Origin of the sequence: Sphingomonas sp., from assembly GCF_031426035.1 — a bacterium.
GTDB lineage: Bacteria > Pseudomonadota > Alphaproteobacteria > Sphingomonadales > Sphingomonadaceae > Sphingomicrobium.
Map to the genome: position 1 here is coordinate 27,470 of NZ_JANPKO010000075.1, position 23,110 is coordinate 50,579.

Genomic DNA, 23,110 nt, shown 5'->3' on the forward strand with positions numbered 1-23,110 from the left:
AGCGCACTCTCGTGCCTCGTTCATCCGAGGGGGCATTGATGGCAGACCTACGCGAAACCGCGGCCGAGCCGCGCTGGTACATGGCGGCGGCGATTGCCGCTGTGGCGTGGGAAGCGTTCGGCTGCGCGATGTACCTGATGCAGGTCACCGCCGACCCGGCGGGCTTACCGCTCGACCAGCGCGCGATGTGGGATGCGACCCCGGGGTGGATGGTCGCGGCTTATGCCATCGCGGTGTGGATCGGTCTCGCCGGGGCGATCATGCTGGTGCTGCGGCGCAAGCTCGCCGAACCCCTGCTGCTGGCGTCGTTCGCTGCGATCCTGGCTCAATTCTCGGGTCTGCTACTGGTGCCCGCGCTGCGCGATCGCACCCCCGCCGACGCCTGGCTGCTGCCACTGATCATCATCGCCGTCGGTTACTCGCTGTGGCACTTCGCGCGCAAAGCCCGCGCCAGCGGCTGGCTGCGTTAGGAAATCGCCTGGTCGGACTGGCCGGCCGCTGTGAGGCGGTCGGCCTGGCTATCGACTAGTTCGATCGCAGCGCGCGGCGCGGCGATGTCGGTCGCGGCGTTGCCGGGGGCGGGGAGGGCCAGGGTAGGGAGGGCGATCAACAGCGCAAGCGCCATATCGCCCGGCCGGAGACGGTCGAGCATGTTGAAATTCCAATCGTAATCCACGCTGCTGACGCAGCGCACCTGCCTGCTCGACGCATGAGCACGGTTAAGGTTTCGCATTGTCGACGAACCGCGCCGCGGCCGGGACTGGCTGTCGCGCCCGCGGCCCGCTAGAAGCGCCGCCGATGTCGACCTTCACTCTCGACAGCGCGACCAGCCGCGCGACGCCGAGCCCGCAGCCCGGCAAGCGACTGACCGTGCCGGCGATCCGCGCCCGCAAGGTCGCCAAGGACGAAGGCTTCGCAACCGCCGAGCCGGTCGTCATGCTGACCGCCTACACCATGCGCATGGCGCAATTGCTCGACCCGCATTGCGACATGCTGCTGGTCGGCGACAGCCTCGGCCAGGTCATCTACGGGCTGCCGTCGACGATCCCGGTGACGCTCGACATGATGTGCGCCCACGGCGCCGCGGTGGTGCGCGGCAGCTGGCACGCCTTGGTCGGGGTCGACATGCCGTTCGGCAGCTATGAGGGGTCGCCCGAAACCGCGTTCAACTCGGCGGCGCGGATCATGAAGGACACCGGCTGCGCCGCGGTCAAGCTCGAGGGCGGCGAGGCGATGGCCGAGACGATCGCCTTTCTCACTCACCGCGGGATCCCGGTGATCGGCCACGTCGGGCTGACCCCGCAGGCGGTCAACGTGCTCGGCGGCTACGGCGCGCGCGGCCGCGACAGCGCCGAGGCCGACAAGATCCTCGCCGACGCCCGCGCGGTGGCCGACGCCGGCGCGTTCTGCATCGTCGTCGAAGGCGTGCTCGAGGGGATTGCAAGCGACATCGCCAAGGCGGTGGCCCCGCCGGTGATCGGGATCGGTGCCTCGGCCGAATGCGACGGGCAGGTGCTGGTGACCGAGGACATGCTCGGGCTGTTCGAGCGCACCCCGCGCTTCGTCAAACGCTACGACGACCTCGCCAACCGCGTCGGCGCCGCTGCCGCCGCCTTCGCCAGCGAAGTGCGCGACCGCTCTTTCCCGACCGCCGACCAGACCTACCGGCCCAAGGGCAGCTGAGGCTTTGCGTTTGAGCGGCGAGGCGCTAGACGATGCGGCGCCAGCTTTCGTTCATCCCGCGTGGGTGAGGGAAGCGACCGGCACCGGCATATTTTCCGACCTTTTTTAAGACTGAGGCACGTCTTTGGCGCTTCCCGCGGACAGCAGCGAAACCTTCCTTCGTGAAGTCGATGAAAATCTCCGCCGGGACCGCGCGCGCGATCTCGCCCGCACCCACGGCAAGTGGATCGGGCTCGCTGTCGTGCTGGTGCTCGCGGCGATCGGCGGCTGGCTGTACTGGCAGGACCAGCAGCGCAAGCAGACCGAGGCGCAGTCGGAGGAATTGTCCAAGATCTTCGGCGACATCGGGGCCGGCCAGGCGGCCGCAGCCCCGGCCCGCCTGCAGCCCCTCGAAGGCTCCAACAGCGACGCGATCCGCGCGTCGGCGATGCTCGCCCAGGCGGCGGTCGCGCTCGATCGCAACGACCGCGCCACCGCACTCGCCAAATACCGCGCTTTGTCGGCCGACAGCGGGCTGCCGCAGGCCTATCGCGATGTCGGCCTGCTGCGCGCCACGGCGATCGAGTTCGACCAGCTTGCTCCGGCCGACGTGGTCGCGCGCCTGCAGCCGCTGGTAAAGCCGGGCGAGCCATGGTTCGGCAGCGCCGGCGAGTTGACCGGCATGGCGTACATCAAGATGAACCAGCCGGCCCAGGCGGGGCGGCTGTTCGCCCAGATCGCCGCCGACAAGCAAGTTCCCGAAACCCTGCGCAGCCGCGCGGTCCAGATCGCCGGCACGCTTGGGGTCGACGCCAGCGCGTCGCTCCCCACGGCCGCCAATTAGGATGACAGACGCATGAAGTTTGCTCACTCGAAACTCGCCCTGCTGCTCGCCGCCGCAGTGGCCGCGGGCGGCTGCAGCCTGATCAAGAAGTCGGCCCCCAAGACGCCCGTGCTGGGCGAGCGGGTGGCCGTGCTGACGGTCGAAGGCGGCGTCGAGATCGATCCGGCGACGGCCGCGCTCGCCATCGCGCTGCCACCCCAGGAAGTGAACACCGAATGGGCGCAATCGGGCGGCAATGCGGCGAAATCGATGGGCCATCCGGCGCTTGGCGCCAGCATCGGCCAGGCGTTCGAAGTGTCGATCGGCCGCGGCAACAGCCTCTCCGCGCGGCTCGCCTCGTCGCCGGTGGTTGCCGCCGGGCGGGTCTACACGATCGACACCACGGCCACCGTGCGCGCGTTCGACGCGACCACCGGCGCGCCGGTGTGGGCGACCCAGTTCGGCACCGAGAAGGGCAATGACGCGTCGCTCTACGGGGGCGGCGTGGCATTCGATAACGGGCGCATTTACGCCACCAACGGGCTCGGTTTCGTCGCCGCGCTGGACGCCGGCAATGGCGGGCTGGTGTGGCAGGTCCGTCCCGGCGGACCGCTGCGCGGCGCGCCGACGGTGGCCGGCGACGCGCTCTATGTGATGAGCCAGGACAACCAGATTTTCTCGCTCAAGACCGCTGACGGCAAGACCGACTGGACCGCCGCCGCGGCGCTTGAGATCGCCGGCGTGTTCGGCTCGGCCGCCCCGGCGTTCGCGCAGGGCACTGTGGTCGCTGGCTTTTCGTCGGGCGAGCTCAATGCCTACCGCTATGAGAACGGGAGGCTGGTGTGGCAGGACCAGTTGGCGCGCACCAGCATCACCACCAGCGTGTCCTCGCTGAGCGACATCGACGCCGATCCGGTGATCGACGGCGGTCAGGTCATCGCGGTCGGCCAGGGCGGGCGCATGGTCGCGCTCGAGCTGACCCGCGGCCAGCGCCTGTGGGAAATCAATATCGCCGGCATCTCGACCCCGTGGGTGGTCGGCGAATGGGCCTTCGTGGTGACCGACGACGCCAAGCTGATCGCGGTCTCGCGCGTCAACGGCAAGGTCAGCTGGATCAACCAGCTGCCGCGCTATTCGAACGAGAAGAAAAAGGCCGGGCCGATTTCCTATGTCGGCCCGATCCTCGCCGGCGACCGGCTGATCGTCGCCGGCTCCAACGGGGTGATCATCAACGTCAATCCATTGAACGGCTCGTTCCAGAGCCAGACCAAGGTCGACCAGCGCGTCAGCCTGTCGCCGGTGGTGGCCAATTCGACGCTCTACATCCTCGACGACGGCGGCAAGCTCCACGCCTTCCGCTAGGCGCATCGCGCGTCGGCGGCGCTGCCGCCTTCGCACGGGCGCCGGGATCGGCTAACGGCCCACCATGCCCCTGCCCATCGTCGCAATCGTCGGCCGGCCCAACGTCGGTAAATCGACCCTGTTCAACCGCCTCGTCGGCAAGCGCCTGGCGCTGGTCGACGACCGCCCCGGCGTGACCCGCGACCGCCGCGAGGGCGACGCCAGCCTGCTCGGGCTCGAGTTCCGCGTGATCGACACCGCCGGATACGAGGACGAGGACCCGTCCAGCCTGCCCGGCCGCATGCGCCAGCAGACCGCCGCCGCCGTGCGCGATGCCGACCTCGCCTTGTTCCTGATCGACGCGCGCGAGGGGCTGACCTCGCTCGACGAGGAGATCGGCCGCTGGCTGCGCGCCGGCGACACCCCGGTAGTGGTCGCCGCCAACAAGGCCGAGGGGCGCGGCGCCGAGGCCGGGCGGCTGGAGGCATTCAAGCTCGGGCTGGGCGAGCCGATCGCGATCAGCGCCGAGCATGGCGAGGGCGTTGTCGACCTGTTCGAATCGCTGCGCCCGTTCGTCGAGCGCGAGGAGGGCGCGGAAGAGGACATCGATGAAGAGGAAGGCGGCCCGCTCAAGCTGGCGATCGTCGGCCGCCCCAACGCGGGCAAATCGACGCTGGTCAACCGCATGCTCGGGCAGGAGCGCATGATCACCGGGCCCGAAGCCGGGATCACCCGCGATTCGATCGCCATCGAGTGGGAGTGGGAGGGTAAGGCGGTGCGCCTGATCGACACCGCCGGTCTGCGCAAGCGCGCCAAGGTCGACGACAAGCTCGAGCGCCTTTCCGCCGCCGACACGCGCCGCGCGATCGATTTCGCCGAGGTCGTGGTGCTGCTGCTCGACGCCACCCGCGGGCTCGAGGTGCAGGATCTCAAGATCGCCGACGCGGTGATCGAGGAAGGCCGCGCCTTGATCATCGCGCTCAATAAATGGGACGTCGCGGAGGGCGCCTCGGCTTTGTTCAACGGGGTCAAGGCCGCGCTCGAGGAGGGGCTGGCGCAATTGAAGGGCGTGCCGCTGCTGACCGTCTCGGGCAAGACCGGCAAGGGCATCGACGCGCTGCTTGGCGCCGCCTTCGAGGTGCGCGAGGCGTGGAGCCGGCGGGTCACGACCGGCGAGCTCAACCGCTGGTTCGAACGCGCGATCGAGGCCAACCCGCCGCCCGCGCCCGGCGGCAAGCGGATCAAGCTGCGCTACATCACCCAGGTCAAGACGCGCCCGCCGAGCTTCGTCATCTTCGGCACGCGCACCGACGACTTGCCTGAAAGCTACCGCCGCTACCTGGTCAACGCGATGCGCCGCGACCTCGATCTCGGCGCCGTGCCCTTGCGGCTGACCCTGCGCTCGACCCGCAACCCGTTCGACGCCGACCGGCGCTAAGCCAAATTTTACCCTTTGGCGCTTAGTCTGCCCGCGCGGACCAGGCCGGGACGCTTGAAAACGGGGAATTCATCGGTGAGCGACGAGGCTGCGGACATCGTCGACTGGGCGCTTTTCGAGAAAAGCCGCGCCGAGCTTGGGCCGGGCTTCATCCGTATCCTCAGCTATTTCCGCGAGGACGGCACCAAGTCGGTCGCGCAGATCGAAACCGCGATGCGCCAGGAAAATACCGCCGGGCTGGTGATTCCGGCGCACACGCTGAAAGGCGAGGCGCGCCAGTTCGGCGCCGAGCCGCTGGCCGAGGTCGCGGAGCTGATCGAGACCACCGCGCGGTTCTGCATCGAGAGCCGCCGCTTCCCCGACGAACTGGTCACCGATGTCGTGAAGCTGCGCAGATTGTTCGAGGACACCATCGAGCTGTTCGACAAAGCGACCAACCCGCTGCTGACCCGAGCCCGGGTCGGGGCGTTCGGCCGCAAGTCCGCCGCCAACCAGGATTTCGGCCGGATCTAGCTGCCCGCGCCCGGTGCCCGCTTGCGCATCGGCTGCACTTCCCACCGCGCCAAACTGCGCCACAGCCATTCGAACGGCCCGTAGCCGAATCGCTCGAGCCACGGTTTCGACCACGCCAGCATTGCCAGCCACATTGCGAGCACCATAAGCCACAGCTCGGCGCGGCCGAGGTGGCCGAACCAGCCCAAGCCCCAGCCGTAGAACAGCGCGGTCATGATCAGCGACGTGCCGAGATAATTGGTGAACGCCGCGCGACCGGCTGCGGCAATGCGCGTTACCAGCCAGCCGCCGCGGCCCGTGGCGAGGATGATCAGCGCGGCGTAGCCGACAATCATCAGCGGCCGGAACGGGACCGTCGCGGCGAACGAATAGACATACAGCGCGACCGCATTGAATTCGGCGGCGAAGATCAGCCACGCCAGCACCGCATAGGCCGGGACCGCGATCGCGAACCCGATCAGCGCCACCTTGCGGTAGCCGCGATCGTCCCACGCGCCGGTCAAAAAGCCCGACTTGAGCCCGGCCATGCCGAGCAGCATGTAGGCCAGCGTCTCCCACCCGAACACCGCGGTGAAGATCAGCGGCATGGTCAGCTCGGTCAGCTGATGGCCGACGAGTTCGCTCCACGGCCCGCGGTACAGCGCAAGCTCCTCGGCCAAGGTGGTGGCGTCGGGGATCGCGACCTTGCCCGCCATGCCCTGCCACGCCGCGAGTGCGCCGGGGTCGGGATTGGCGCCGGACACCGACTGAGCAAGCGACGACGCATAGGCCGCCGTCCCGCCGAGCACGGCCAGCTCGGCGAGGATCAACGCCAGCGCCCACAGCAGCAGCCCGCGCGGCCCGAGCTCGCGAAAGTGCCAGGCGAGCATGCCGATCAGCGCGTAGCCGACCAGGATGTCGCCGTACCAAATGAGGGTGAAATGGAGGTAGCCGAACAGCAAAAGCCACAGCAGCCGGCGAAACGTGATCGCCCGCGCCGGCTCGCCCTTGGCCTCGGCGCGCTGGATGACGAGCAGCAGCGAGGCGCCGAACAACAGCGAAAACAGCCCGCGCATCTTGCCGTCGATGAAGATGAAGCTGGCCGCCCATGACGCGAGGTCGGCGGCGCTGTCGGTGCCGAATGCGAGCGGATTGACATAAGCCTGGGGCGGCATCGCGAAGGCGACGATGTTCATCGCCAATATGCCCATCACCGCGACGCCGCGGACGATGTCGAGTGTGACGACGCGCGCGACGGGCTCGGTCATGCGTGCCCCCGCCGGTGCCTAGTCCGACGCGGGCTTGGACTGGAGCTGGATGTAATTCTCGAGGCCCATCGCGGCGATCAGGTCGAATTGCTGCTCGAGCGTGTCGACATGCTCCTCCTCATTCTTGAGGATGTCGGCGAACAGCTCGCGGCTGACGAAATCCTGCACGCTCTCGCAATGGACGATGGCGCCCTTCAACTGGGCCAGCGCCTCGAGCTCGAGCGCATGGTCGGCGCGCAGGATCTCCTCGACGGTTTCGCCGATGCGCAGGCGGCCGAGCATCTGGAAATTGGGCAGGCCGTCGAGGAACAGGATGCGCTCGGCCAGGCGGTCGGCGTGCTTCATCTCGTCGATCGATTCGTGGCGCTCGAACTCGGCGAGGCGCTTGACCCCGCGGTTGTCGAGCAGGCGGTAGTGGAGCCAATATTGGTTGACCGCGGTCAGCTCGTTCTTGAGCGCCTCGTTGAGCAATTCGATGACCTTGGGATCGCCCTGCATGTATCGCCTCCGCTCAGCGTCAGGGCTCAAGCGATTGCGCCGCGCGGGCGCGAGGGTCAAGCGGCTTGGGCGTCGACCGAAAGGAGGCTCGCGCGTTCCTCGTCGATGATCTCTGCCGCGTAGGGCAGGCACGACCCGCATTGCGGCTCGCAGCCGAGGTTGGCGTAGGCGCTGCGCGGGCACGGCGCACCGGCGCGGGCGGCGCCGCGCAGGCGATCTTCGCAAATGGCGTTGCACACACAAACGATCATCGCCGATGCTCTACCGCTATTGCGACACATTCGCAAGTAGAAAGTATCAAGCCAGAGCGGCGTCGGCGCCCATGAGGTTGGGGAAGAAGCCCTCGTGCGCGGCGCGGAGGTCGGCGAGGGGGACGCTGAAGCCAGGGCCGGCGACCGCATCGCCGCCGACCACGCCAATCGGCGCGGCGAAGATATTCGCGGCCGTCGCCAGCGAGGTCACGGCGTCCGGTTCGCGCGTGGCGACCAGCAGGCGGCCCTGATCCTCGCCGAACAGGGTCGCCGCCGGGTTGGGCACATCAGGCAGCGTGACCCGCGCACCAAGCGACCCGGCCAGCGCCATCTCGGCAATCGCGACCAAGGCGCCGCCGTCGGAGATGTCGTGGACCGCGGTGACCACCCCGTCGGCGATTAGCTTTGTGGCCAGTTCGCCAACGCGCCGTTCGACCATGAGGTCGACCGGCGGCGGCGGGCCGTCGCGCCGGCCATGGCAGACGTCGAGCCACAGCGACTGGCCGACATGGCCTAGCGAATGGCCGAGGAGCATGAGGTGCTCGCCCTCGGCCCTGAAGCCGATCGTCGCGGACTTCTCCCAGTCGTCGAGCAAGCCAACGCCGCCGATCGCCGGGGTCGGCAAAATCGCGCTGCCGCTGCCGTCGTCGTTCTTGGTCTCGTTGTAGAGGCTGACGTTGCCGCTCACGACCGGGAAATCCAATGCGCGGCAGGCTTCGCTCATGCCGCGCAGGCAGCCGACGATCTGCCCCATGATCTCGGGCCGCTGGGGGTTGCCGAAGTTGAGGCAATTGGTGATCGCCAGCGGCCGCGCGCCGACCGCGCACAAATTGCGATAGGCCTCGGCGACCGCCTGCTTGCCGCCTTCGTAGGGGTCGGCGAAGCAATAGCGCGGGGTGCAGTCGGTGGTCATCGCCAGCGCTTTCTGCGTGCCGTGGACGCGGACCACCGCGGCGTCGCCGCCGGGGCGCTGAACGGTGTCGGCGCCGACCTGCTGGTCATATTGCTCCCACACCCAGCGCCGCGAGGCGAGCGCGGGGGAGCCCATCAATTTGAGCAGGTCGCCGGCGATGTTGGTCGATTCGGGGATGTCGGTCAGCGGCGCGGGCGGGGGCGTCTCGACATACGGGCGCTCGTACAGCGGCGCCTCGTCCGCCAGCGGGCCGAGCGGGATGTCGGCGACGGTCTCGCCGTTCCACACCAATTCCATCCGCTCGGTGTCGGTGACCTCGCCGATCACCGCGAAATCCAGCTCCCATTTGCGGAAGATCTTTTCGGCCTCGGCCTCGCGGCCGGGCTTGAGCACCATCAGCATCCGCTCCTGCGATTCGGACAGCATCATCTCGTACGGGGTCATGCCCTCCTCGCGGCACGGCACCATGTTCATGTCGAGGCGGATGCCGACGCCGCCCTTCGACGCCATCTCGACCGACGACGAGGTCAGGCCGGCGGCGCCCATGTCCTGGATGGCGACGATCGCGTCGGACGCCATCAGCTCAAGGCAGGCTTCGATCAGGAGCTTCTCGGTGAACGGGTCGCCGACCTGGACGGTCGGGCGCTTTTCGTCCGAATCCTCGGAGAAATCGGCCGACGCCATGGTCGCGCCGTGGATCCCGTCGCGGCCGGTCTTGGACCCGACATAGACCACCGGATTGCCGATCCCGGCGGCGGCCGAATAGAAAATCTTGTCGGTCTTGGCGACGCCGACGGTCATCGCGTTGACCAGGATGTTGCCGTCATAGGCGGCGTCGAAATTGACCTCGCCGCCGACCGTCGGCACGCCGACGCAATTGCCGTAGCCGCCGATCCCCGCGACCACGCCCGCGATCAGATGCCGCGTCTTGGGGTGGTCGGGCCGGCCGAAGCGCAGCGCGTTGAGATTGGCGATCGGCCGCGCGCCCATCGTGAACACGTCGCGCAGGATGCCGCCGACCCCGGTCGCGGCGCCCTGGTAGGGCTCGATGTAGGACGGGTGGTTGTGGCTCTCCATCTTGAAGATCGCCGCGTCGCCGTCGCCGATGTCGATGATGCCGGCGTTCTCGCCCGGGCCGCAGATCACCCACGGCGCTTCGGTCGGCAGCGTTTTCAGATGGATGCGCGAGGATTTGTACGAGCAATGCTCGGACCACATCACCGAGAAGATGCCCAATTCGACCAGGTTCGGCTCGCGGCCGAGCGATTTCAGGATGCGGTCATACTCGTCGGGCGCAAGCCCGTGCTCGGCGACAATCTGGGGGGTGATCATCCGCGCGCACTAGCTGCGGCGCGGGCATAAAAAAACCCCCGGCCGAAGCCGGGGGCGATCAAATTGTATGTTGTGAAGCGGTCAGCCCTTGCAGCTCTGCGCGCCCTTGCCGGGACGGGTCAGGCTGACGCTGGCGGCGGTCGCGTTGCCGGTCAGCGAATAGCCCTCGGCGACCAGCGGCTCGCCCGCCGCGGGGCTCTTGAGCTGGGTTGCCGGGCCGTTCTTGTCGGCGCGCAGGTTGGCGGTCTGGTTGTCGGCCAGCCAGTCGATGTAGACCACGCTATTGTCCTTGCAGCGGTAGATCCCGCTGTGGGCGATGGCGGGCGGCAGCTCGATCGGCGCGTTGGCCTGGTTGGCCATCGGGTCGTCGGGGCCCGAGGTGATCGTTTCATTGTTGCAGCCGGCTAGCGCAGCGGCCGCGACAAGCGCGAGGGGGAGGGTGCGAGTCATGGACTCGCGTTTCACCGCCGCCGCGCCCGCCGTCAAGGGTGATGCTTGCATTGTGTCGAAGCGGGCCATAGCTTCGTCGACGGCCATGATGGATAATGCCGGCAGCAGCGCACAGCGCATTCGCATCGGCCTGACCGGTTTGGCGTTCGCCTTCCTGCTGGTGTTGCTCGGCTCCGCGGTCAGCCGCCGCTCGAGCGATGCCGAGGGCGGGCCAGCGCCGCAGATGTCGGCCAACGAGATCGAGCCGAGCGAGCCGCTGGCCGAGCTCGGGGTGGCGCCGGGCGCGGCCGACAGCGACGCCAACAACGCCAGCACCAACAGATGACCGCGCGCCCGGCGCGGCGCGCTGGGCGGTGGCTGGCCGGGGCGGCCGTCGTGCTGGCCGCCTTGCTCGCCGCCATCGTGCTCGCGCGCGGAGGCGCCGAGAAACCAGCGCCGCGCCCGCCCGCCGAGCGCCCGACGCTGTTGCTGCTGACCAGCCTGCCGTTGTTGTTTGGCGAGACCCTGAGCCTCGAGGGTGGCGGCTCGCCGGCGCTGACCGCGCTCGAGACGCGCTACCGGGTGGTGCCGATCGCGGTCGCGCGGATGTCTGAGCTACGCAAAGGCTCGCTGCTGCTGATGGCGCATCCGCTGGCGCAGCCGGCCGAGGCGCTGGTCGAGCTCGATGCGTGGGTGCGGCGCGGCGGGCGGGTGGTGCTGCTCGCCGACCCCGCGCTGGAATGGGACAGCGCGCTTCCGCTGGGCGACAGGCGCCGTCCGCCGCCGACGTTCGCCGACACCGGCCTGCTCGCGCACTGGGGGCTGCGGCTCGACGCGCCCGACGAGCGCGGGCCGCGCCAAGGCGAGATCGGCGGGCGAACGGTGATGACGGTGTCGCCGGGTTCGCTGACGGGGCGAGGTTGTGCGCTCGAGACGCGCGGGCTGGTCGCCCATTGCCGCCTCGGCAAGGGCCAGGCGACAATCATTGCCGACGCCGATTTCCTCAACCTCGACGATCTCGACGGCCCGACCGCGGACAACCTTCCGGCGCTGCTCGCGGAGTTGAGTCGAATCGAGAAGGACCGGCCGTGAGTCGCGGGACGCACAGACTTATCCACATGGGCGGCCACAGAACAGAATAGGAACTCGCGCCGAAACGGCGTTGAAAAAGTCGCTGATTTCCGCCACTAGGCATGAAATCCCGCGAAATGGCATCAAAAACCATTGTATCCCGTCAGGCCTTGAGTTACCAACATGGGCTGTAGCGCGGGGCTGACCCTCATTTGGTCAAGTGGCGCGGACGGCACGGGAACACCGTGCCTCCGCGGACGGGGAAGCTGCGCGCCGCGGATGGGGAGTGGACGTGGCGCTGGATCATCTGTTTCAGGGCAGTGCACTGAACGCGGTCGACGCCAAGGGCCGCGTTTCGATCCCGGCATTCCTGCGCACCGTGATCGAGCGCCGCGGCGAGACCCGCACCATCGTCCTCGCCAAGCATGAGAGCTTCCCCTGCCTGAGCGCCTACGACCCCGCCTACGCGGCGCTCAAGCACAGCAAGCTCGAGCGCCTGCTCGAGAAAGAAGAAACCAGCCCGCAAGCGCAGCTCGAGTATCAGCAGCGCAACCTGATGGCGTTCGCCGCCACCGAGGAAGTCCCCTACGACAGCTCCGGCCGCATCGTCCTGCCCCCGATGATGCGGCGCAAGGGCCAGATCGACGACCTCGCTCTGTTCCTCGGCGCCGGCGAAACCTTCCAAATCTGGAACCCCGGCGAGTTCCTCACCGACCCCAACGTGCCCGATGACATGAAGGACATCGCGCGCTTCCGGCTCGAAGAAAAAGGGCTCGGCAGATGAGCCGCCCCGTTCGTCCCACCGCGACCCCCACCGAGCGCCATCTCCCGGTGCTGCTCGCCGAAGTGGTCGAGGCGCTCGCCGTCGTCCCCGGCGCGGTGCTGATCGACGGCACGTTCGGCGCCGGCGGCTACACCCGCGCCATGCTCGCCGCCGGCGCCGGCCAGGTGATCGGCTTCGACCGCGACCCCGACGCCATCGCCGACGGCGCAACCCTGGTCCCCGACGAGCGGCTGACCTTGGTCGAGGAGCGCTTTTCGCAAATGGACCGCGTGCTCGCCGCGCGCGGCATCGGCCTGGTCGACGGCATCGCGCTCGACATCGGGGTCAGCTCGATGCAGCTCGACCGCCCCGAGCGCGGCTTCTCGTTCCAGGGCGACGGCCCGCTCGACATGCGCATGGCCAAGTCCGGCCTGACCGCCGCCGACTTCTTGAACGAAGCCGACGAGGCCGAGATCGCACGCGTCATCCGCGATTATGGCGAAGAGCCGCGCGCCCGCTCGGTGGCCCGCGCCATCGTCGCCGCGCGGCCGATCTCGCGCACCGGCGAGCTGGCCCAGATCGTGCGCCGCGCCGCGGGCTTCCGCCCCGGCCAGAAGAGCGACCCGGCGACCCGCACCTTCCAGGCCATCCGCATCCATTTGAACGAGGAACTCGAGGAACTGGAAGAGGGGCTGGCGGCCGCCGAGCGCTCGCTCAAGCCCGGCGGCAAGCTCGCCGTGGTCACCTTCCACAGCCTCGAGGACCGCATCGTCAAACGTTTCTTCCGCGAGCGTAGCGGAGGATCGCCGGCCGGTTCGCGCCACCGACCCGCGCTTGTCGACCCGCTCGAACCCACCTTCGAGCGAGTTGCCAAGCCGGTATCCCCGTCGGAGCGCGAGCTGGCCGGCAACCCTCGCGCCCGCTCGGCGCGCCTGCGCAGCGGAACCCGCAACAGCGCCCCCGCGCGCGCTTCCAAGGACAGTCACAATGAGCGGCAATAGCTTCCGGTCGGTATTCATGGTCGCGAGCTGCGCCGGGGCCGCCTTGAGCTGCTATCTGGTGTCGCTGCGGGTCGCCTCGGAGCGCGCCGCGCTGGAGGATGTCGAAACCAGGATCGTGCTCGCGCAGCGCGACATTCGCCTGCTGCAAACCGAAATAGGAACGCGCGGACGGCTCGCCCAGCTCGAACGCTGGAACGTCAAGGTCCTGGCCTTGTCGGCGCCGTCCGCCGACCAATTCCTCGATGGCGGCTTCGCGCTTGCCCGCCTCGCGCGGCCCGAGCCCAAGCTCGAGATCACCGCGCCGGTGGTACTGGCGTCGGCGCCGGCTGATGCCGCCAAGCCGCGCATCGAAGGGCTCGAGCCCGCCCCGCAGGCGGCGCAGCCCGCGCCGTCGCTGGCGCCGCGCGACATGATGCACGTCGCCAGCCTGAGGCGCGATGTTCGCCCCGCGGAAGCGGTTTCCGCAACGCCCAAGCCCGCGCCGCTGCGCCTTGCCGCGCCCAAGCCGCCCGAAGCCAAGGCCAAGGTCGCGGCGGCCAAGCCCGCACCTGACAAGAAGGCCAAAGCGACCGTCAAAGTCGCCGCGTCCGACCCGCTTGCGCCGTTGCCGAGCGCCAAGCCCAAGCCGACCAAGCTCGCCTCCAACACACCCAAGGATTCGGCCCGGAAGCAATGAACGCGCCGACTCCCGCTCTCGTCGCCCACCGGCCCGAGCGGCTCCGTCTCGTCGGCCAGCGCCGCCAGACCCTGGCGGTGATGCACCAAAGGCTGATGTTCGGCATGCTGGTCTATGCCGGCGTGATCGCCTTCATCATCCTGCGCATCCTCTACCTCGCCGCGTTCGGCGACCATGCCGGGCGGCGCGCGGGGGTCGGCGCGCTGGTCCCCGAGCGCGGCGACATCCTCGACCGCGACGGCCAGCCGCTGGCGCGCACCATCGACGCGTGGACCATCGGGCTTCATCCGGGCAAGGTGATCGGCAGCAAGCTCGAGCTCGCGCGGCGCCTCGCGGCACTGATGCCCGAGCGCGACGAGGCGGCCTATTTCGCCATGCTCACCTCGGGCAAGCGCTTCTTCTATCTGCGCCGCCGCGCATCGCCGGCGCTGGTCGAGGCGGTCAATGCGATCGGCGAGCCGGGGGTCGCGCTCGACCGCGAGCCCGACCGCCTCTACCCCCAGACCAGCCTTGCCGCGCACGTCATCGGCTATACCGACACCGACGGCCGCGGGACCGCCGGGATCGAGCGCGCGTTCGACGCGCAATTGTCGGGCGCGGCGACGCGCGGCGAGCCGGTCACGCTGTCGATCTCGAGCAAGGTCCAGCAGGCGCTCGAGCATGAGCTGCTTGCCGCGATGACCACTTACTCGGCGATCGGCGCGGCCGGCATCATCATGGACATCCATACGTCCGAAGTGCTGGCGATGACCTCGCTGCCGCAATTGAACCCCAATGCCGCCGGCCAGGGCTGCGACGAGGCGCGTTTCTACCGCGCCACGCTCGGCGTCTATGAGCTCGGCTCGACCTACAAGCCGTTCACGGTGGCGATGGCGATGGATGCCGGGATCATCAAATCGTTCGGCCAAATCTATAATTGCCCCAACGCGCTGCACGTCGCCGGGCGGACGATCAACGACACCCACCCGTTCGGGCGCTCGTGCACCGTCGCCGAGATCATGAAGGAAAGCTCGAACATCGGCACCGCGCAGATCGCGGCGCAGATCGGGCCGACCCGGCAAAAGGCATTTCTAGAAAAGATGGGCTTCCTCAGCCCGGTCGGGATCGAATTGAAGGAGCGCGGGCGGACGCTCAACCCTGGCAAAAACTGGAACCAGGTTGAGACCATGACGGTCGGTTTCGGCCACGGCATCGCTGTCACCCCGCTGCACTTGGCAAGCGGCTACGCGACGCTGTTCAACGGCGGGGTCTACCGCCCGGCAACGCTGCTCAAGGTCGATCGCGCGCATGCCGCGTCGCAAGGCCGTCGGGTATTCAGCGAGGACACCAGCTACAAGATGCGATCGCTGTTGCGGCTGGTGGTCACCAAGGGCACCGGCAAGAAAGCCGATGCGCCCGGCTACCGGGTCGGCGGCAAGACCGGCAGCGCCGAAAAATATCATAACCGGTCGCTGATGGTGACCAGCTTCGCCGGCGTTTTCCCGATGGACGAACCTCGCTATGTGATGGTGGTGATGCTCGACGAACCCAAGGCCACCGCAGAGACGTTCGGCTTCCGCACCGCGGGGTGGAACGTCGCCCCAGTCGTATCGAAGACCGTCAGCCGAATTGCCCCGATGCTCGGCATCCGCCCCGACAAGCGCCGCGAGCCGAACATGGCCGAGGTGCTGCCGTTCGTTCACGAAAAAGCGGAGCACTAGAACCGTGCGCCTGGGCGACCTCGCGGATGTCGCTAGCGATTCCGAAGTGACCGGCTTTGCCATCGACCACCGCAAGGTGGCGCGCGGCAGCGTGTTCGGCGCGTTCCGGGGCAGCGCGTTCAATGGCGAGGATTTCATCGCCGACGCGGTGACGCGCGGCGCGGTCGCGGTGGTCGCGCGGCCTGAAGCCGCGGTCGAGCGCGTCCCCCACCTCGCCGATCCCGAGCCGCGCAAATTGTTCGCCGCGCTCGCCGGAAAGTTCTTCGCGCCGTACCCCGAGGTGACGGTCGCGGTGACCGGCACCAACGGCAAGACCTCGAGCGTCGAGATGGCGCGCCAGATGTGGCGGATGATGGGGCGGCGCTCGGCGTCGATCGGCACGCTCGGCGTCACCACCTCCGACGACCAGGTCAAGACCGGGCTGACCACCCCCGACATCGTCACATTCTTGTCGAACATGGCCGGGCTCGAGCGGATGGGGATCGGCCATGTCGCCTACGAGGCCTCGTCGCACGGGCTCGACCAGCACCGCTGCGAGGGCGTGCCGCTGGCCGCCGCGGCGTTCACCAACTTCAGCCGCGACCATCTCGATTACCACCCCTCGATGGACGCGTATTTCGCCGCCAAGATGCGCCTGTTCGAGGAGCTGCTGCCGACCGGCGCGCCGGCGGTGGTGTGGACCGACGATCCCAAGTCGGGCGAAGTCATCGCCATCGCCGAGCGCCGCGGGCACCGGCTGCTGACCGTGGGCGAGGCGGGGGAGACGATCCGGCTGGTCCAGCGCGAGCCGACCCCGCTCGGGCAGAAGCTGACCCTCGAATTCCTCGGCAAGCCGCGCAGCCTGAGCCTGCCTTTGATCGGCGCCTACCAGGCCGCCAACGTGATGGTCGCGGCCGGCCTGGTGCTGGCCACCGGCGGCGAGCCCGAGGCGCTGTTCGCCGCGATGGGCCGCGTGTCGCCGGTGCGCGGCCGGCTCGAGCGCGCGGTGATCAGCGCCGCCGGCGCGCCGGTCTATGTCGATTACGCCCACACCGCCGATGCGCTCGAAGCGGCGATCCTCGCGCTGCGCCCGCACGTCGCGGGCAAGCTGATCACGCTGTTCGGCGCGGGCGGCGACCGCGACCAGGGCAAGCGCCCCGAAATGGGCAAGGTCGCCACGAAATTGTCCGACGTGGTGATCGTCACAGACGACAACCCGCGCGGCGAGGACCCGGCCAAGATCCGCGCCGAAGTGCTCGCCGGAGCGCCGGGCGCTACAGAAATCGCCGGCCGGCGCGAAGCAATTGCGGCGGCGGTCAAGCTGGCCGGCGCCGGCGACATCATCCTGCTCGCCGGCAAGGGCCACGAGCAGGGCCAGATCGTCGGCGCCGGAGCTGACCAGCGCGTGCTGCCGTTCGACGATGCCGTGGTGGCGCGGGAGTGCGCGGCATGACCGCGCCCTTATGGACCTGGATCGAGATCGCCGACGCCACCGACGGCATCGCCAACGCCGAGTTCGAGGTCACCGGCGTGACCTTCGACAGCCGCGAGGTCGGGCCGGGCGACCTGTTCGTGGCAATGCCCGGCACCGCGCACGACGGCCACCAGTTCGTCGCCCAGGCGATCGCGGCCGGCGCTGCGGCGGTGCTCGTCTCGCGCCCGGTCGATGCGCCGCACATCCTCGTCCCAGACACCGCCGGCGCGCTCGAAGCCCTCGCCCGAGCCGCCCGCGCACGTTTCGCCGGAACCGTCATCGGAGTCACCGGCTCGGTCGGCAAGACCAGCACCAAGGAGGCGTTGTTCGCCGCGCTCGACCGAATTGCGCGCGGAAAAACCCACCGCTCGGTCAAGAGCTACAACAACCACACCGGTGTCCCCTTGAGCCTGGCGCGGATGTCGCGCGATGCGCGCTTCGCGGTGCTCGAAATGGGCATGAACAACGCCGGCGAGATCGCCGCGCTGACGCGGCTGGTGCGCCCGCATTTGGCGTTGATCACGGCGATCGCCCCGGCGCACATCGAAAACCTCGGCTCGGAGGAAGCGATCGCCGACGCCAAGGGCGAAATCTTTGAGGGACTCGAACCCGAGGGCATCGCCATATTGCCCAACGACACCCCGCACCGCGCGCGATTGCTCAAGGCGGCGCGCCATTCGGCCGACCGCATCGTCACCTTCGGCGGCGGCGATGCCGACGTCCACGCGGTCCACGCGGTGCGCGCCGACCAGGGCGGCAGCCTGATCACCGCGTCGCTGATCGACCGCGAGCTGACCTTCACCATCTCCCAGCGCGGCGACCATTGGGTGTCCAACGCGCTGGCGGTGCTGGCGGCGGTCGAGGCGCTCGGCCAGGACGTCGCGGTCGCCGGGCTCGCGCTGGCCGATTTCGGCGGGCTGCAGGGCCGCGGCGCGCGCCACCAGGTCGCGGTCGCGGGGGGCGAGGTGCTGCTGATCGACGAGAGCTATAACGCCAACCCCGCGTCGATGGCGGCGACGCTCAAGAGCCTCGGCGCCGAGCCTGCCGCAACCCGCCGCATCGCGGTGCTCGGCCCGATGCGCGAATTGGGCGCGCATGCCGATGCGCTCCACGCCGGGCTGGCGCCGGATGTGCTTGCCGCCAAGGTCGACCATCTACTGCTGGTCGGCGCCGACATGGAGCCGCTGGCGGCCGCACTCGACGGCCAGATCGAAGTTAGCCGCGTGGACGGAGTAGACGACGCCGCGGCGCTGCTCGCGACCATCCTCCGCCCCGGCGACGCGGTGCTGGTCAAGGCCTCGAACTCGGTCGGGCTTGCCCGGCTGGTCGAACGAGTGGCAGGGGGCCTGGCATGCTCTATCTGATCGCCGAGCAGCTGGGCTTCCCCGGCCTGCTCAACCTCATCCGCTACATCAGCTTCCGCGCCGGCGCGGCGAGCGCCACCGCTTTGCTGATCGGGCTGTTGCTCGGGCCGTGGTTCATCGCCTGGCTGCGCGTGCGGCAGGGCAAGGGCCAGCCGATCCGCGCCGACGGCCCGCAAAGCCACCTCGCCAAGCGCGGCACCCCGACCATGGGCGGGCTGCTGATCCTGATCAGCGTCGCGGTCTCGGTGCTGCTGTGGATGGACCTCCGCAACCCCTACGTGTGGGCGTGCCTGCTGGTCACCGGCGGCTTCGGGCTGATCGGCTTCCTCGACGATTACGACAAGATCAGGAAGGCCCACCACGCCGGCATTTCGGGCAAGATGCGCCTCGCGCTGGAGTTCCTGATCGCCGGTTTCGCCACCTGGCTGATGGTCCGCAGCGGCGGCACCATGCTCTATCTGCCGTTCATCCAGGGCCCGGTGATCGACCTCGGCTGGCTGTATGTCGCGTTCGGGGCGTTCGTCATCGTCTCGTTCGGCAACGCGGTGAACCTGACCGACGGGCTCGACGGGCTGGCGACGATGCCGGTGATCATCGCGGCGATGGCCTTCCTGCTGATCGCCTACCTCGTCGGCAACGCGCGCTTCGCCGATTATCTCGGCATCCCGCATGTCCTGGGCGTCGGGGACCTGACCGTGCTGCTGCTGGCGATCGTCGGCGCCGGGCTCGCCTTCCTCTGGTTCAATGCGCCCCCCGCAGCGGTGTTCATGGGCGATACCGGCAGCCTCGCGCTTGGCGGCGCGCTCGGCGCGGTCGCGGTGGCGACCCATCACGAGTTTGTATTGGTCATCGTCGGCGGGCTGTTCGTCTTGGAAGCGGTGTCGGTGGTGGTCCAGGTGATGGTCTACAAGCGCACCGGCAAGCGCGTCTTCCGCATGGCCCCGATCCACCACCATTTCGAGCATATCGGGTGGAGCGAGCCGACCGTCGTGATTCGCTTCTGGATCGTCAGCTTCGTGCTCGCGCTGGCCGGGCTGTCGACGCTGAAGCTCAGGTGATCACGGCCCGCGCCTTCGCCGGCAAGCATTATGCAGTGTACGGCCTGGCGCGCTCGGGGTTGGCGACGGTGGAGGCGCTGCTCGCGAGCGGCGCGAAGGTAACGGCTTGGGATGCGAATGAGGATGCGCGCGCCAACCTTTCCCCCCTTCAGGGGGGTGGGCAGGGCGAAGCCCTGACCGGGGGGCCTGCCCAGGCGCCAAGTCTCCCTCAGTCAGCTACGCTGACAGCTCCCCCCGCGGGGGAGCGATTAGAAATCGCCGACCTCGACACCATCGACCTCGCCCAGTTCGACTCGATCGTCGTCACTCCCGGCCTCCCCCTCAACCGCCACCCGATCGCGAGCCGCGCGCGCGACGCCGGGGTCGAGATCATCGGCGACATCGAATTGTTCGCCCGCGCCCGCCCCGAGCTGCCGCCGCACAAGGTGGTCGGCATCACCGGCACCAACGGCAAGTCGACCACCACCGCGCTGGTCCACCATATTTTGCAGATCGCGGGCGTGCCGACGACGATGGGCGGCAACATCGGCCTGCCGATCCTGGCGCAGGACCCGCTTCCCGAAGGCGGGGTCTATGTGCTCGAGCTGTCGAGCTACCAGATCGACCTCACGCAGAGCCTCGATTGCGACGTCGCGGTGCTGCTCAACATTACGCCTGATCACTTGGACCGGTATGACAGCTTTGACTCCTATGCGGCATCGAAGGCGCGGTTATTCACGCAGATGCAGACGCTTCTTCACCCTGCGGTGTTGATTGCTGATGGAGGTGCGGTTTCAAAGATCGTGCGCGCTCTCAACGGGTATTCCGAAGCGTTGTTCGAGGTCACTTCTGCCCAGCTATCTGAATTGCAAGATCAGATCGGCAAGCAAACTGACTGGCCAGCTCTTCCAGGACCGCACAATGCGCAAAACGCTGTTGCCGCAGTGACCGCTGCGAGGGCGCTCAGATCAGGGCTGCTCGGAACGCCTTTGGTCGAATGGAAGGCAATTCGCGAAGCACTCCGCACCTACCCGGGCCTGCCGCACCGCATGGACCTTGTCCGCGAGCGGGAAGGCGTCATCTTCGTCAACGACAGCAAGGCGACCAACCCGACCGCGACCGCGCCGGCGCTGGCGGCGTTCCCGGCGATCCGCTGGATCCTCGGCGGGCAGGCCAAGACCGACAATCTCGACGAATGCGCGCCGCACTTCGCGCATGTTCGCTCCGCCTACACCATCGGCGAGGCGGCTGAGCTGTTCGAAACTCTGCTCGCCCCGCACATGCCGGTAAAAAACTGTGGAGAACTCGGTGCGGCGGTGCGCGAAGCCGCGGCAGACGCTGAGGCCGGTGATACGGTGCTGCTGTCGCCGGCGTGCGCGTCGTTCGACCAGTTCAAGGATTTCGAGGCGCGCGGGGATGCGTTTCGCGAGTTGGTGGGGGCCTTATGAGCGCGACGATTTCAAGCCGGATCAAGGCCAAGGCGGCGCTGATGGATCCGAGCAACTACGGACGCTCGGACACCTCGCAGCTCGGCCGTTGGTTCTGGGAGATCGACCGCGTCCTGTTGCTGCTGGTGACGGTGCTGATCGCGATCGGGCTGATCGCGGTCGCCGCCGCCTCGCCCGCCGCCGCCGAGCGCTACTCGGGCGGCTCGGTGCAATTCTCCGGCCTGCATTATTTCTACCGCCAGATCGCCTGGATCGCGCTCGGCGTGCCGGTCATGATCGGCATCTCGATGCTGACCCGCGAGCGCGCGCGGCGGCTGTCGCTGTTCGGCGCTGCATTCTTCCTGGTGATGCTGATCGTGGTGCCGATCTTCGGGCCGGAAGTGAACGGCGCCCGGCGGTGGATCGACATCGGCATCGGCCAGCTCCAGCCGTCCGAATTCCTCAAGCCGTTTTATGTCGTCGCGATGGCGTGGCTATTGAGCTTGCGCGAGGGCGACCGTTCGCTGCCGGTGTTCCCGCTGTCGGCTTTGCTCACCGGCGCCGTCGCCTTCTTGCTCATGCGCCAGCCCGATTTCGGATCGACCATCATCTTCGGCTGCGTGTGGATCGCGATGCTGGCGCTGGCCGGGGTCAGCCTGCGCATGCTCGGCGGGCTCGCCGTGGCGGGGGTGATCGGGATCATCCTCGCCTACTTCTTCTACGACGTCGCCACCGCGCGCATCGACGGCTTCCTGTTCGGCCAGGGCGACACCTTCCAGACCGACAATGCAATGCGCACTTTGACCGCCGGCGGGCTGTTCGGGATGGGGCCGGGCGGCGGCACCCGCAAGTTCGGCCTGCCCGAGCCGCACACCGATTACATTTTCTCGGTGATCGGCGAGGAGTTCGGCCTGATCGCCTGCCTCGCCATCGCCTGCCTCTATTTGGCGATCGTCGCGCGCGTGCTGATCAAATTGCTCGACGAGGAGAACACCTTCGCCGTGCTCGCCGCCGCCGGGCTGGTCGTCCAGTTCGGGCTGCAGGCGCTGATCAACATGGCGGTCAATGTCCAGATCGCGCCGTCCAAGGGCATGACCCTGCCGTTCATTTCCTATGGCGGGTCGTCGATGCTGGCGCTGTCGATCGGCATGGGTTTGCTGCTCGCTTTCACCCGCCGAAATCCGTATCTGACCCGCTCGCCCTATGTCGTGAAATGGAGCGGGGATTCCCCTCAGTGAAAATATGGCCGGGATGAATTTCGTTCTCGCTGCCGGAGGGACCGGCGGGCACATGGTCCCGGCTCATGCTTTGGCCGACGAGCTCAAGCGCCGCGGCCACGGGGTGCTGCTGATCACCGACGAGCGCGGGGCGCGCTTTCCCGGGCTGTTCGACGACGTGCCGGTGCATATCCTGCCCGCCGGACGGCTCGGCGGTGGGCTGTTTGGCTGGCTCAAGGCGGGGCGCTCGGTGATCGCCGGGCGCAGCGAGGCCAAGCGGCTGTACCGCGAGCATCGCCCCGACGCGGTGGTCGGGTTCGGCGGGTATCCGGCGTTTCCGGCGCTGATCGCGGCCAGCGCGCAGGGCATCCCGACCGTGCTCCACGAGCAGAATGCGGTGCTCGGGCGGGTCAACCGGCTGCTCGCCGGCGAGGCCGAGGCGATCGCCATCGCTTATGATGCGATCGAGCGGTTGAAGCCGCGCTGCCGCGACAAGACGGTGCTGGTCGGCAATCCGGTGCGCGAGGAGGTGGCGCGGCTCGGCGAGGCGCCGTTCCCGCCGTTCGACGACAGCGCGCCGTTGAAGATCCTGGTCACCGGCGGCAGCCAGGGCGCGACGGTGCTGGGGCAGGTGGTGCCGGCCGGGCTCGGGCTGCTCGAGCCGCGCCTGCGCCATCGCCTGCAAGTCGTCCAGCAAACCCGCGCCGACGACATCGAACCGGTCCGCGCGCATTACGCCGCGCTCGGCATCCCGGCCGAGCTGATGACCTATATCGAGGACATGCCGGCGAAACTGGCCGATGCCCATTTGGTCATCGCGCGCGCCGGGGCGTCGACCATCGCCGAATTGACCGCGGCCGGCCGCCCGGCGATCCTGATTCCCTATCCGGCGGCGACCGACGACCACCAGACCGCCAACGCCCGCGAAATCACCGCCGCAGGTGGTGCGCGCAC

General features: G+C 68.5%; 24 protein-coding genes. 18 read left to right on the forward strand and 6 right to left on the reverse strand.

Annotated elements, in window-relative coordinates:
- Nucleotides 1-38 precede the first annotated feature (38 nt).
- The gene (locus RMP08_RS04725) at nucleotides 39-470 is read left to right on the forward strand and encodes a hypothetical protein (RefSeq protein WP_310467838.1); all 432 of its coding nucleotides are present in this window, start codon (nucleotides 39-41) and stop codon (nucleotides 468-470) included.
- Here RMP08_RS04725 and RMP08_RS04730 read toward each other — a convergent pair.
- On the reverse strand, nucleotides 467-676 hold the full coding sequence (locus tag RMP08_RS04730) for a hypothetical protein (protein WP_310467839.1): 210 nt from the start codon (nucleotides 674-676) through the stop codon (nucleotides 467-469). The genes RMP08_RS04725 and RMP08_RS04730 overlap by 4 nt on opposite strands.
- A gap of 122 nt (nucleotides 677-798) precedes the next feature.
- Here RMP08_RS04730 and panB point away from each other — a divergent pair, with 122 nt between their 5' ends.
- From panB to RMP08_RS04755, 5 genes are all read left to right on the forward strand, one after another.
- Nucleotides 799-1,683 carry a 3-methyl-2-oxobutanoate hydroxymethyltransferase gene (panB, locus tag RMP08_RS04735; protein WP_310467840.1) on the forward strand — a complete coding sequence of 295 codons (885 nt, stop codon included), beginning with the start codon at nucleotides 799-801 and terminating at the stop codon, nucleotides 1,681-1,683.
- A 124-nt stretch (nucleotides 1,684-1,807) separates the two neighbouring features.
- A complete protein-coding gene (locus tag RMP08_RS04740; RefSeq protein WP_310467841.1) occupies nucleotides 1,808-2,506 on the forward strand; it encodes a tetratricopeptide repeat protein in 699 nt (232 codons plus the stop codon).
- Between the two features lie 12 nt (nucleotides 2,507-2,518).
- On the forward strand, nucleotides 2,519-3,847 hold the full coding sequence (locus RMP08_RS04745; protein WP_310467842.1) for a PQQ-binding-like beta-propeller repeat protein: 1,329 nt from the start codon (nucleotides 2,519-2,521) through the stop codon (nucleotides 3,845-3,847).
- A gap of 64 nt (nucleotides 3,848-3,911) precedes the next feature.
- Nucleotides 3,912-5,264 carry a ribosome biogenesis GTPase Der gene (gene der, locus RMP08_RS04750; protein WP_310467843.1) on the forward strand — a complete coding sequence of 451 codons (1,353 nt, stop codon included), beginning with the start codon at nucleotides 3,912-3,914 and terminating at the stop codon, nucleotides 5,262-5,264.
- Nucleotides 5,265-5,339: 75 nt separating this feature from the next.
- Complete coding sequence (locus tag RMP08_RS04755; protein ID WP_310467844.1) at nucleotides 5,340-5,777, forward strand: Hpt domain-containing protein; 438 nt, start codon at nucleotides 5,340-5,342, stop codon at nucleotides 5,775-5,777.
- Here the strand turns inward: RMP08_RS04755 and RMP08_RS04760 are convergent.
- The 5 genes from RMP08_RS04760 to RMP08_RS04780 all read right to left on the reverse strand — a co-directional run bounded on the left by RMP08_RS04760 (nucleotide 5,774) and on the right by RMP08_RS04780 (nucleotide 10,468).
- Complete coding sequence (locus RMP08_RS04760; protein ID WP_310467845.1) at nucleotides 5,774-7,024, reverse strand: DUF418 domain-containing protein; 1,251 nt, start codon at nucleotides 7,022-7,024, stop codon at nucleotides 5,774-5,776. The two genes, RMP08_RS04755 and RMP08_RS04760, sit on opposite strands and share 4 nt — an antisense overlap.
- Nucleotides 7,025-7,042: 18 nt before the next feature.
- Nucleotides 7,043-7,522: a bacterioferritin gene (gene bfr / locus RMP08_RS04765; protein ID WP_310467846.1), complete on the reverse strand. Its 480-nt coding sequence runs from the start codon at nucleotides 7,520-7,522 to the stop codon at nucleotides 7,043-7,045.
- A 56-nt stretch (nucleotides 7,523-7,578) separates the two neighbouring features.
- Complete coding sequence (locus RMP08_RS04770) at nucleotides 7,579-7,773, reverse strand: (2Fe-2S)-binding protein (RefSeq protein ID WP_310467847.1); 195 nt, start codon at nucleotides 7,771-7,773, stop codon at nucleotides 7,579-7,581.
- A gap of 46 nt (nucleotides 7,774-7,819) precedes the next feature.
- Nucleotides 7,820-10,018, reverse strand: coding sequence for a phosphoribosylformylglycinamidine synthase subunit PurL (purL, locus tag RMP08_RS04775; protein ID WP_310467848.1), 2,199 nt, complete (start codon nucleotides 10,016-10,018; stop codon nucleotides 7,820-7,822).
- Between the two features lie 81 nt (nucleotides 10,019-10,099).
- Nucleotides 10,100-10,468 (reverse strand): hypothetical protein, encoded by a 369-nt coding sequence (locus tag RMP08_RS04780; RefSeq protein WP_310467849.1) that lies wholly within the window; start codon nucleotides 10,466-10,468, stop codon nucleotides 10,100-10,102.
- Nucleotides 10,469-10,553: 85 nt separating this feature from the next.
- Between RMP08_RS04780 and RMP08_RS04785 the strand changes: the two genes are divergently transcribed.
- The 12 genes from RMP08_RS04785 to murG form a co-directional block, all read left to right on the forward strand.
- The gene (locus RMP08_RS04785) at nucleotides 10,554-10,793 is read left to right on the forward strand and encodes a hypothetical protein (RefSeq protein ID WP_310467850.1); all 240 of its coding nucleotides are present in this window, start codon (nucleotides 10,554-10,556) and stop codon (nucleotides 10,791-10,793) included.
- On the forward strand, nucleotides 10,790-11,539 hold the full coding sequence (locus RMP08_RS04790; protein ID WP_310467851.1) for a hypothetical protein: 750 nt from the start codon (nucleotides 10,790-10,792) through the stop codon (nucleotides 11,537-11,539). Before RMP08_RS04785 ends, RMP08_RS04790 begins: the two co-directional genes overlap by 4 nt.
- A 271-nt stretch (nucleotides 11,540-11,810) precedes the next feature.
- Complete coding sequence (locus RMP08_RS04795) at nucleotides 11,811-12,302, forward strand: division/cell wall cluster transcriptional repressor MraZ (protein ID WP_310467852.1); 492 nt, start codon at nucleotides 11,811-11,813, stop codon at nucleotides 12,300-12,302.
- Nucleotides 12,299-13,282: a 16S rRNA (cytosine(1402)-N(4))-methyltransferase RsmH gene (gene rsmH / locus RMP08_RS04800; RefSeq protein WP_310467853.1), complete on the forward strand. Its 984-nt coding sequence runs from the start codon at nucleotides 12,299-12,301 to the stop codon at nucleotides 13,280-13,282. The genes RMP08_RS04795 and rsmH overlap by 4 nt, the downstream gene beginning before the upstream one ends.
- The gene (locus RMP08_RS04805) at nucleotides 13,269-13,958 is read left to right on the forward strand and encodes a hypothetical protein (protein WP_310467854.1); all 690 of its coding nucleotides are present in this window, start codon (nucleotides 13,269-13,271) and stop codon (nucleotides 13,956-13,958) included. The genes rsmH and RMP08_RS04805 overlap by 14 nt, the downstream gene beginning before the upstream one ends.
- Nucleotides 13,955-15,658, forward strand: a complete 1,704-nt coding sequence (locus tag RMP08_RS04810) for a penicillin-binding protein 2 (protein ID WP_310467855.1) — start codon at nucleotides 13,955-13,957, stop codon at nucleotides 15,656-15,658. The genes RMP08_RS04805 and RMP08_RS04810 overlap by 4 nt, the downstream gene beginning before the upstream one ends.
- 4 nt (nucleotides 15,659-15,662) lie before the next feature.
- Nucleotides 15,663-17,090, forward strand: coding sequence for a UDP-N-acetylmuramoyl-L-alanyl-D-glutamate--2,6-diaminopimelate ligase (locus RMP08_RS04815; protein ID WP_310467856.1), 1,428 nt, complete (start codon nucleotides 15,663-15,665; stop codon nucleotides 17,088-17,090).
- A complete protein-coding gene (gene murF, locus RMP08_RS04820; RefSeq protein ID WP_310467857.1) occupies nucleotides 17,087-18,475 on the forward strand; it encodes a UDP-N-acetylmuramoyl-tripeptide--D-alanyl-D-alanine ligase in 1,389 nt (462 codons plus the stop codon). Before RMP08_RS04815 ends, murF begins: the two co-directional genes overlap by 4 nt.
- Nucleotides 18,463-19,533, forward strand: a complete 1,071-nt coding sequence (gene mraY, locus RMP08_RS04825) for a phospho-N-acetylmuramoyl-pentapeptide-transferase (RefSeq protein ID WP_310467858.1) — start codon at nucleotides 18,463-18,465, stop codon at nucleotides 19,531-19,533. Before murF ends, mraY begins: the two co-directional genes overlap by 13 nt.
- Nucleotides 19,530-20,960: a UDP-N-acetylmuramoyl-L-alanine--D-glutamate ligase gene (gene murD, locus RMP08_RS04830; RefSeq protein ID WP_310467860.1), complete on the forward strand. Its 1,431-nt coding sequence runs from the start codon at nucleotides 19,530-19,532 to the stop codon at nucleotides 20,958-20,960. The genes mraY and murD overlap by 4 nt, the downstream gene beginning before the upstream one ends.
- Nucleotides 20,961-21,001: 41 nt before the next feature.
- Nucleotides 21,002-22,177, forward strand: a complete 1,176-nt coding sequence (locus tag RMP08_RS04835) for a putative peptidoglycan glycosyltransferase FtsW (RefSeq protein ID WP_310467861.1) — start codon at nucleotides 21,002-21,004, stop codon at nucleotides 22,175-22,177.
- 4 nt (nucleotides 22,178-22,181) lie between these two features.
- A partial coding sequence (gene murG, locus RMP08_RS04840) for an undecaprenyldiphospho-muramoylpentapeptide beta-N-acetylglucosaminyltransferase (RefSeq protein WP_310467859.1) occupies nucleotides 22,182-23,110 on the forward strand: 929 nt, incomplete at its 3' end.

What these genes read in the sequence shown, in the direction of transcription:
- RMP08_RS04725 (WP_310467838.1), top strand. Translation starts at nt 39, where the DNA reads ATGGCAGACCTACGCGAAACCGCGGCCGAGCCGCGCTGGTACATGGCG.
- RMP08_RS04810 (WP_310467855.1), top strand. Translation starts at nt 13,955, where the DNA reads ATGAACGCGCCGACTCCCGCTCTCGTCGCCCACCGGCCCGAGCGGCTC.
- purL (WP_310467848.1), bottom strand. Translation starts at nt 10,018, where the DNA reads ATGATCACCCCCCAGATTGTCGCCGAGCACGGGCTTGCGCCCGACGAG.
- RMP08_RS04785 (WP_310467850.1), top strand. Translation starts at nt 10,554, where the DNA reads ATGATGGATAATGCCGGCAGCAGCGCACAGCGCATTCGCATCGGCCTG.
- RMP08_RS04770 (WP_310467847.1), bottom strand. Translation starts at nt 7,773, where the DNA reads ATGATCGTTTGTGTGTGCAACGCCATTTGCGAAGATCGCCTGCGCGGC.
- mraY (WP_310467858.1), top strand. Translation starts at nt 18,463, where the DNA reads ATGCTCTATCTGATCGCCGAGCAGCTGGGCTTCCCCGGCCTGCTCAAC.
- bfr (WP_310467846.1), bottom strand. Translation starts at nt 7,522, where the DNA reads ATGCAGGGCGATCCCAAGGTCATCGAATTGCTCAACGAGGCGCTCAAG.
- murF (WP_310467857.1), top strand. Translation starts at nt 17,087, where the DNA reads ATGACCGCGCCCTTATGGACCTGGATCGAGATCGCCGACGCCACCGAC.
- RMP08_RS04745 (WP_310467842.1), top strand. Translation starts at nt 2,519, where the DNA reads ATGAAGTTTGCTCACTCGAAACTCGCCCTGCTGCTCGCCGCCGCAGTG.
- RMP08_RS04760 (WP_310467845.1), bottom strand. Translation starts at nt 7,024, where the DNA reads ATGACCGAGCCCGTCGCGCGCGTCGTCACACTCGACATCGTCCGCGGC.
- panB (WP_310467840.1), top strand. Translation starts at nt 799, where the DNA reads ATGTCGACCTTCACTCTCGACAGCGCGACCAGCCGCGCGACGCCGAGC.
- rsmH (WP_310467853.1), top strand. Translation starts at nt 12,299, where the DNA reads ATGAGCCGCCCCGTTCGTCCCACCGCGACCCCCACCGAGCGCCATCTC.
- RMP08_RS04790 (WP_310467851.1), top strand. Translation starts at nt 10,790, where the DNA reads ATGACCGCGCGCCCGGCGCGGCGCGCTGGGCGGTGGCTGGCCGGGGCG.
- RMP08_RS04805 (WP_310467854.1), top strand. Translation starts at nt 13,269, where the DNA reads ATGAGCGGCAATAGCTTCCGGTCGGTATTCATGGTCGCGAGCTGCGCC.
- RMP08_RS04780 (WP_310467849.1), bottom strand. Translation starts at nt 10,468, where the DNA reads ATGACTCGCACCCTCCCCCTCGCGCTTGTCGCGGCCGCTGCGCTAGCC.
- RMP08_RS04835 (WP_310467861.1), top strand. Translation starts at nt 21,002, where the DNA reads ATGGATCCGAGCAACTACGGACGCTCGGACACCTCGCAGCTCGGCCGT.
- der (WP_310467843.1), top strand. Translation starts at nt 3,912, where the DNA reads ATGCCCCTGCCCATCGTCGCAATCGTCGGCCGGCCCAACGTCGGTAAA.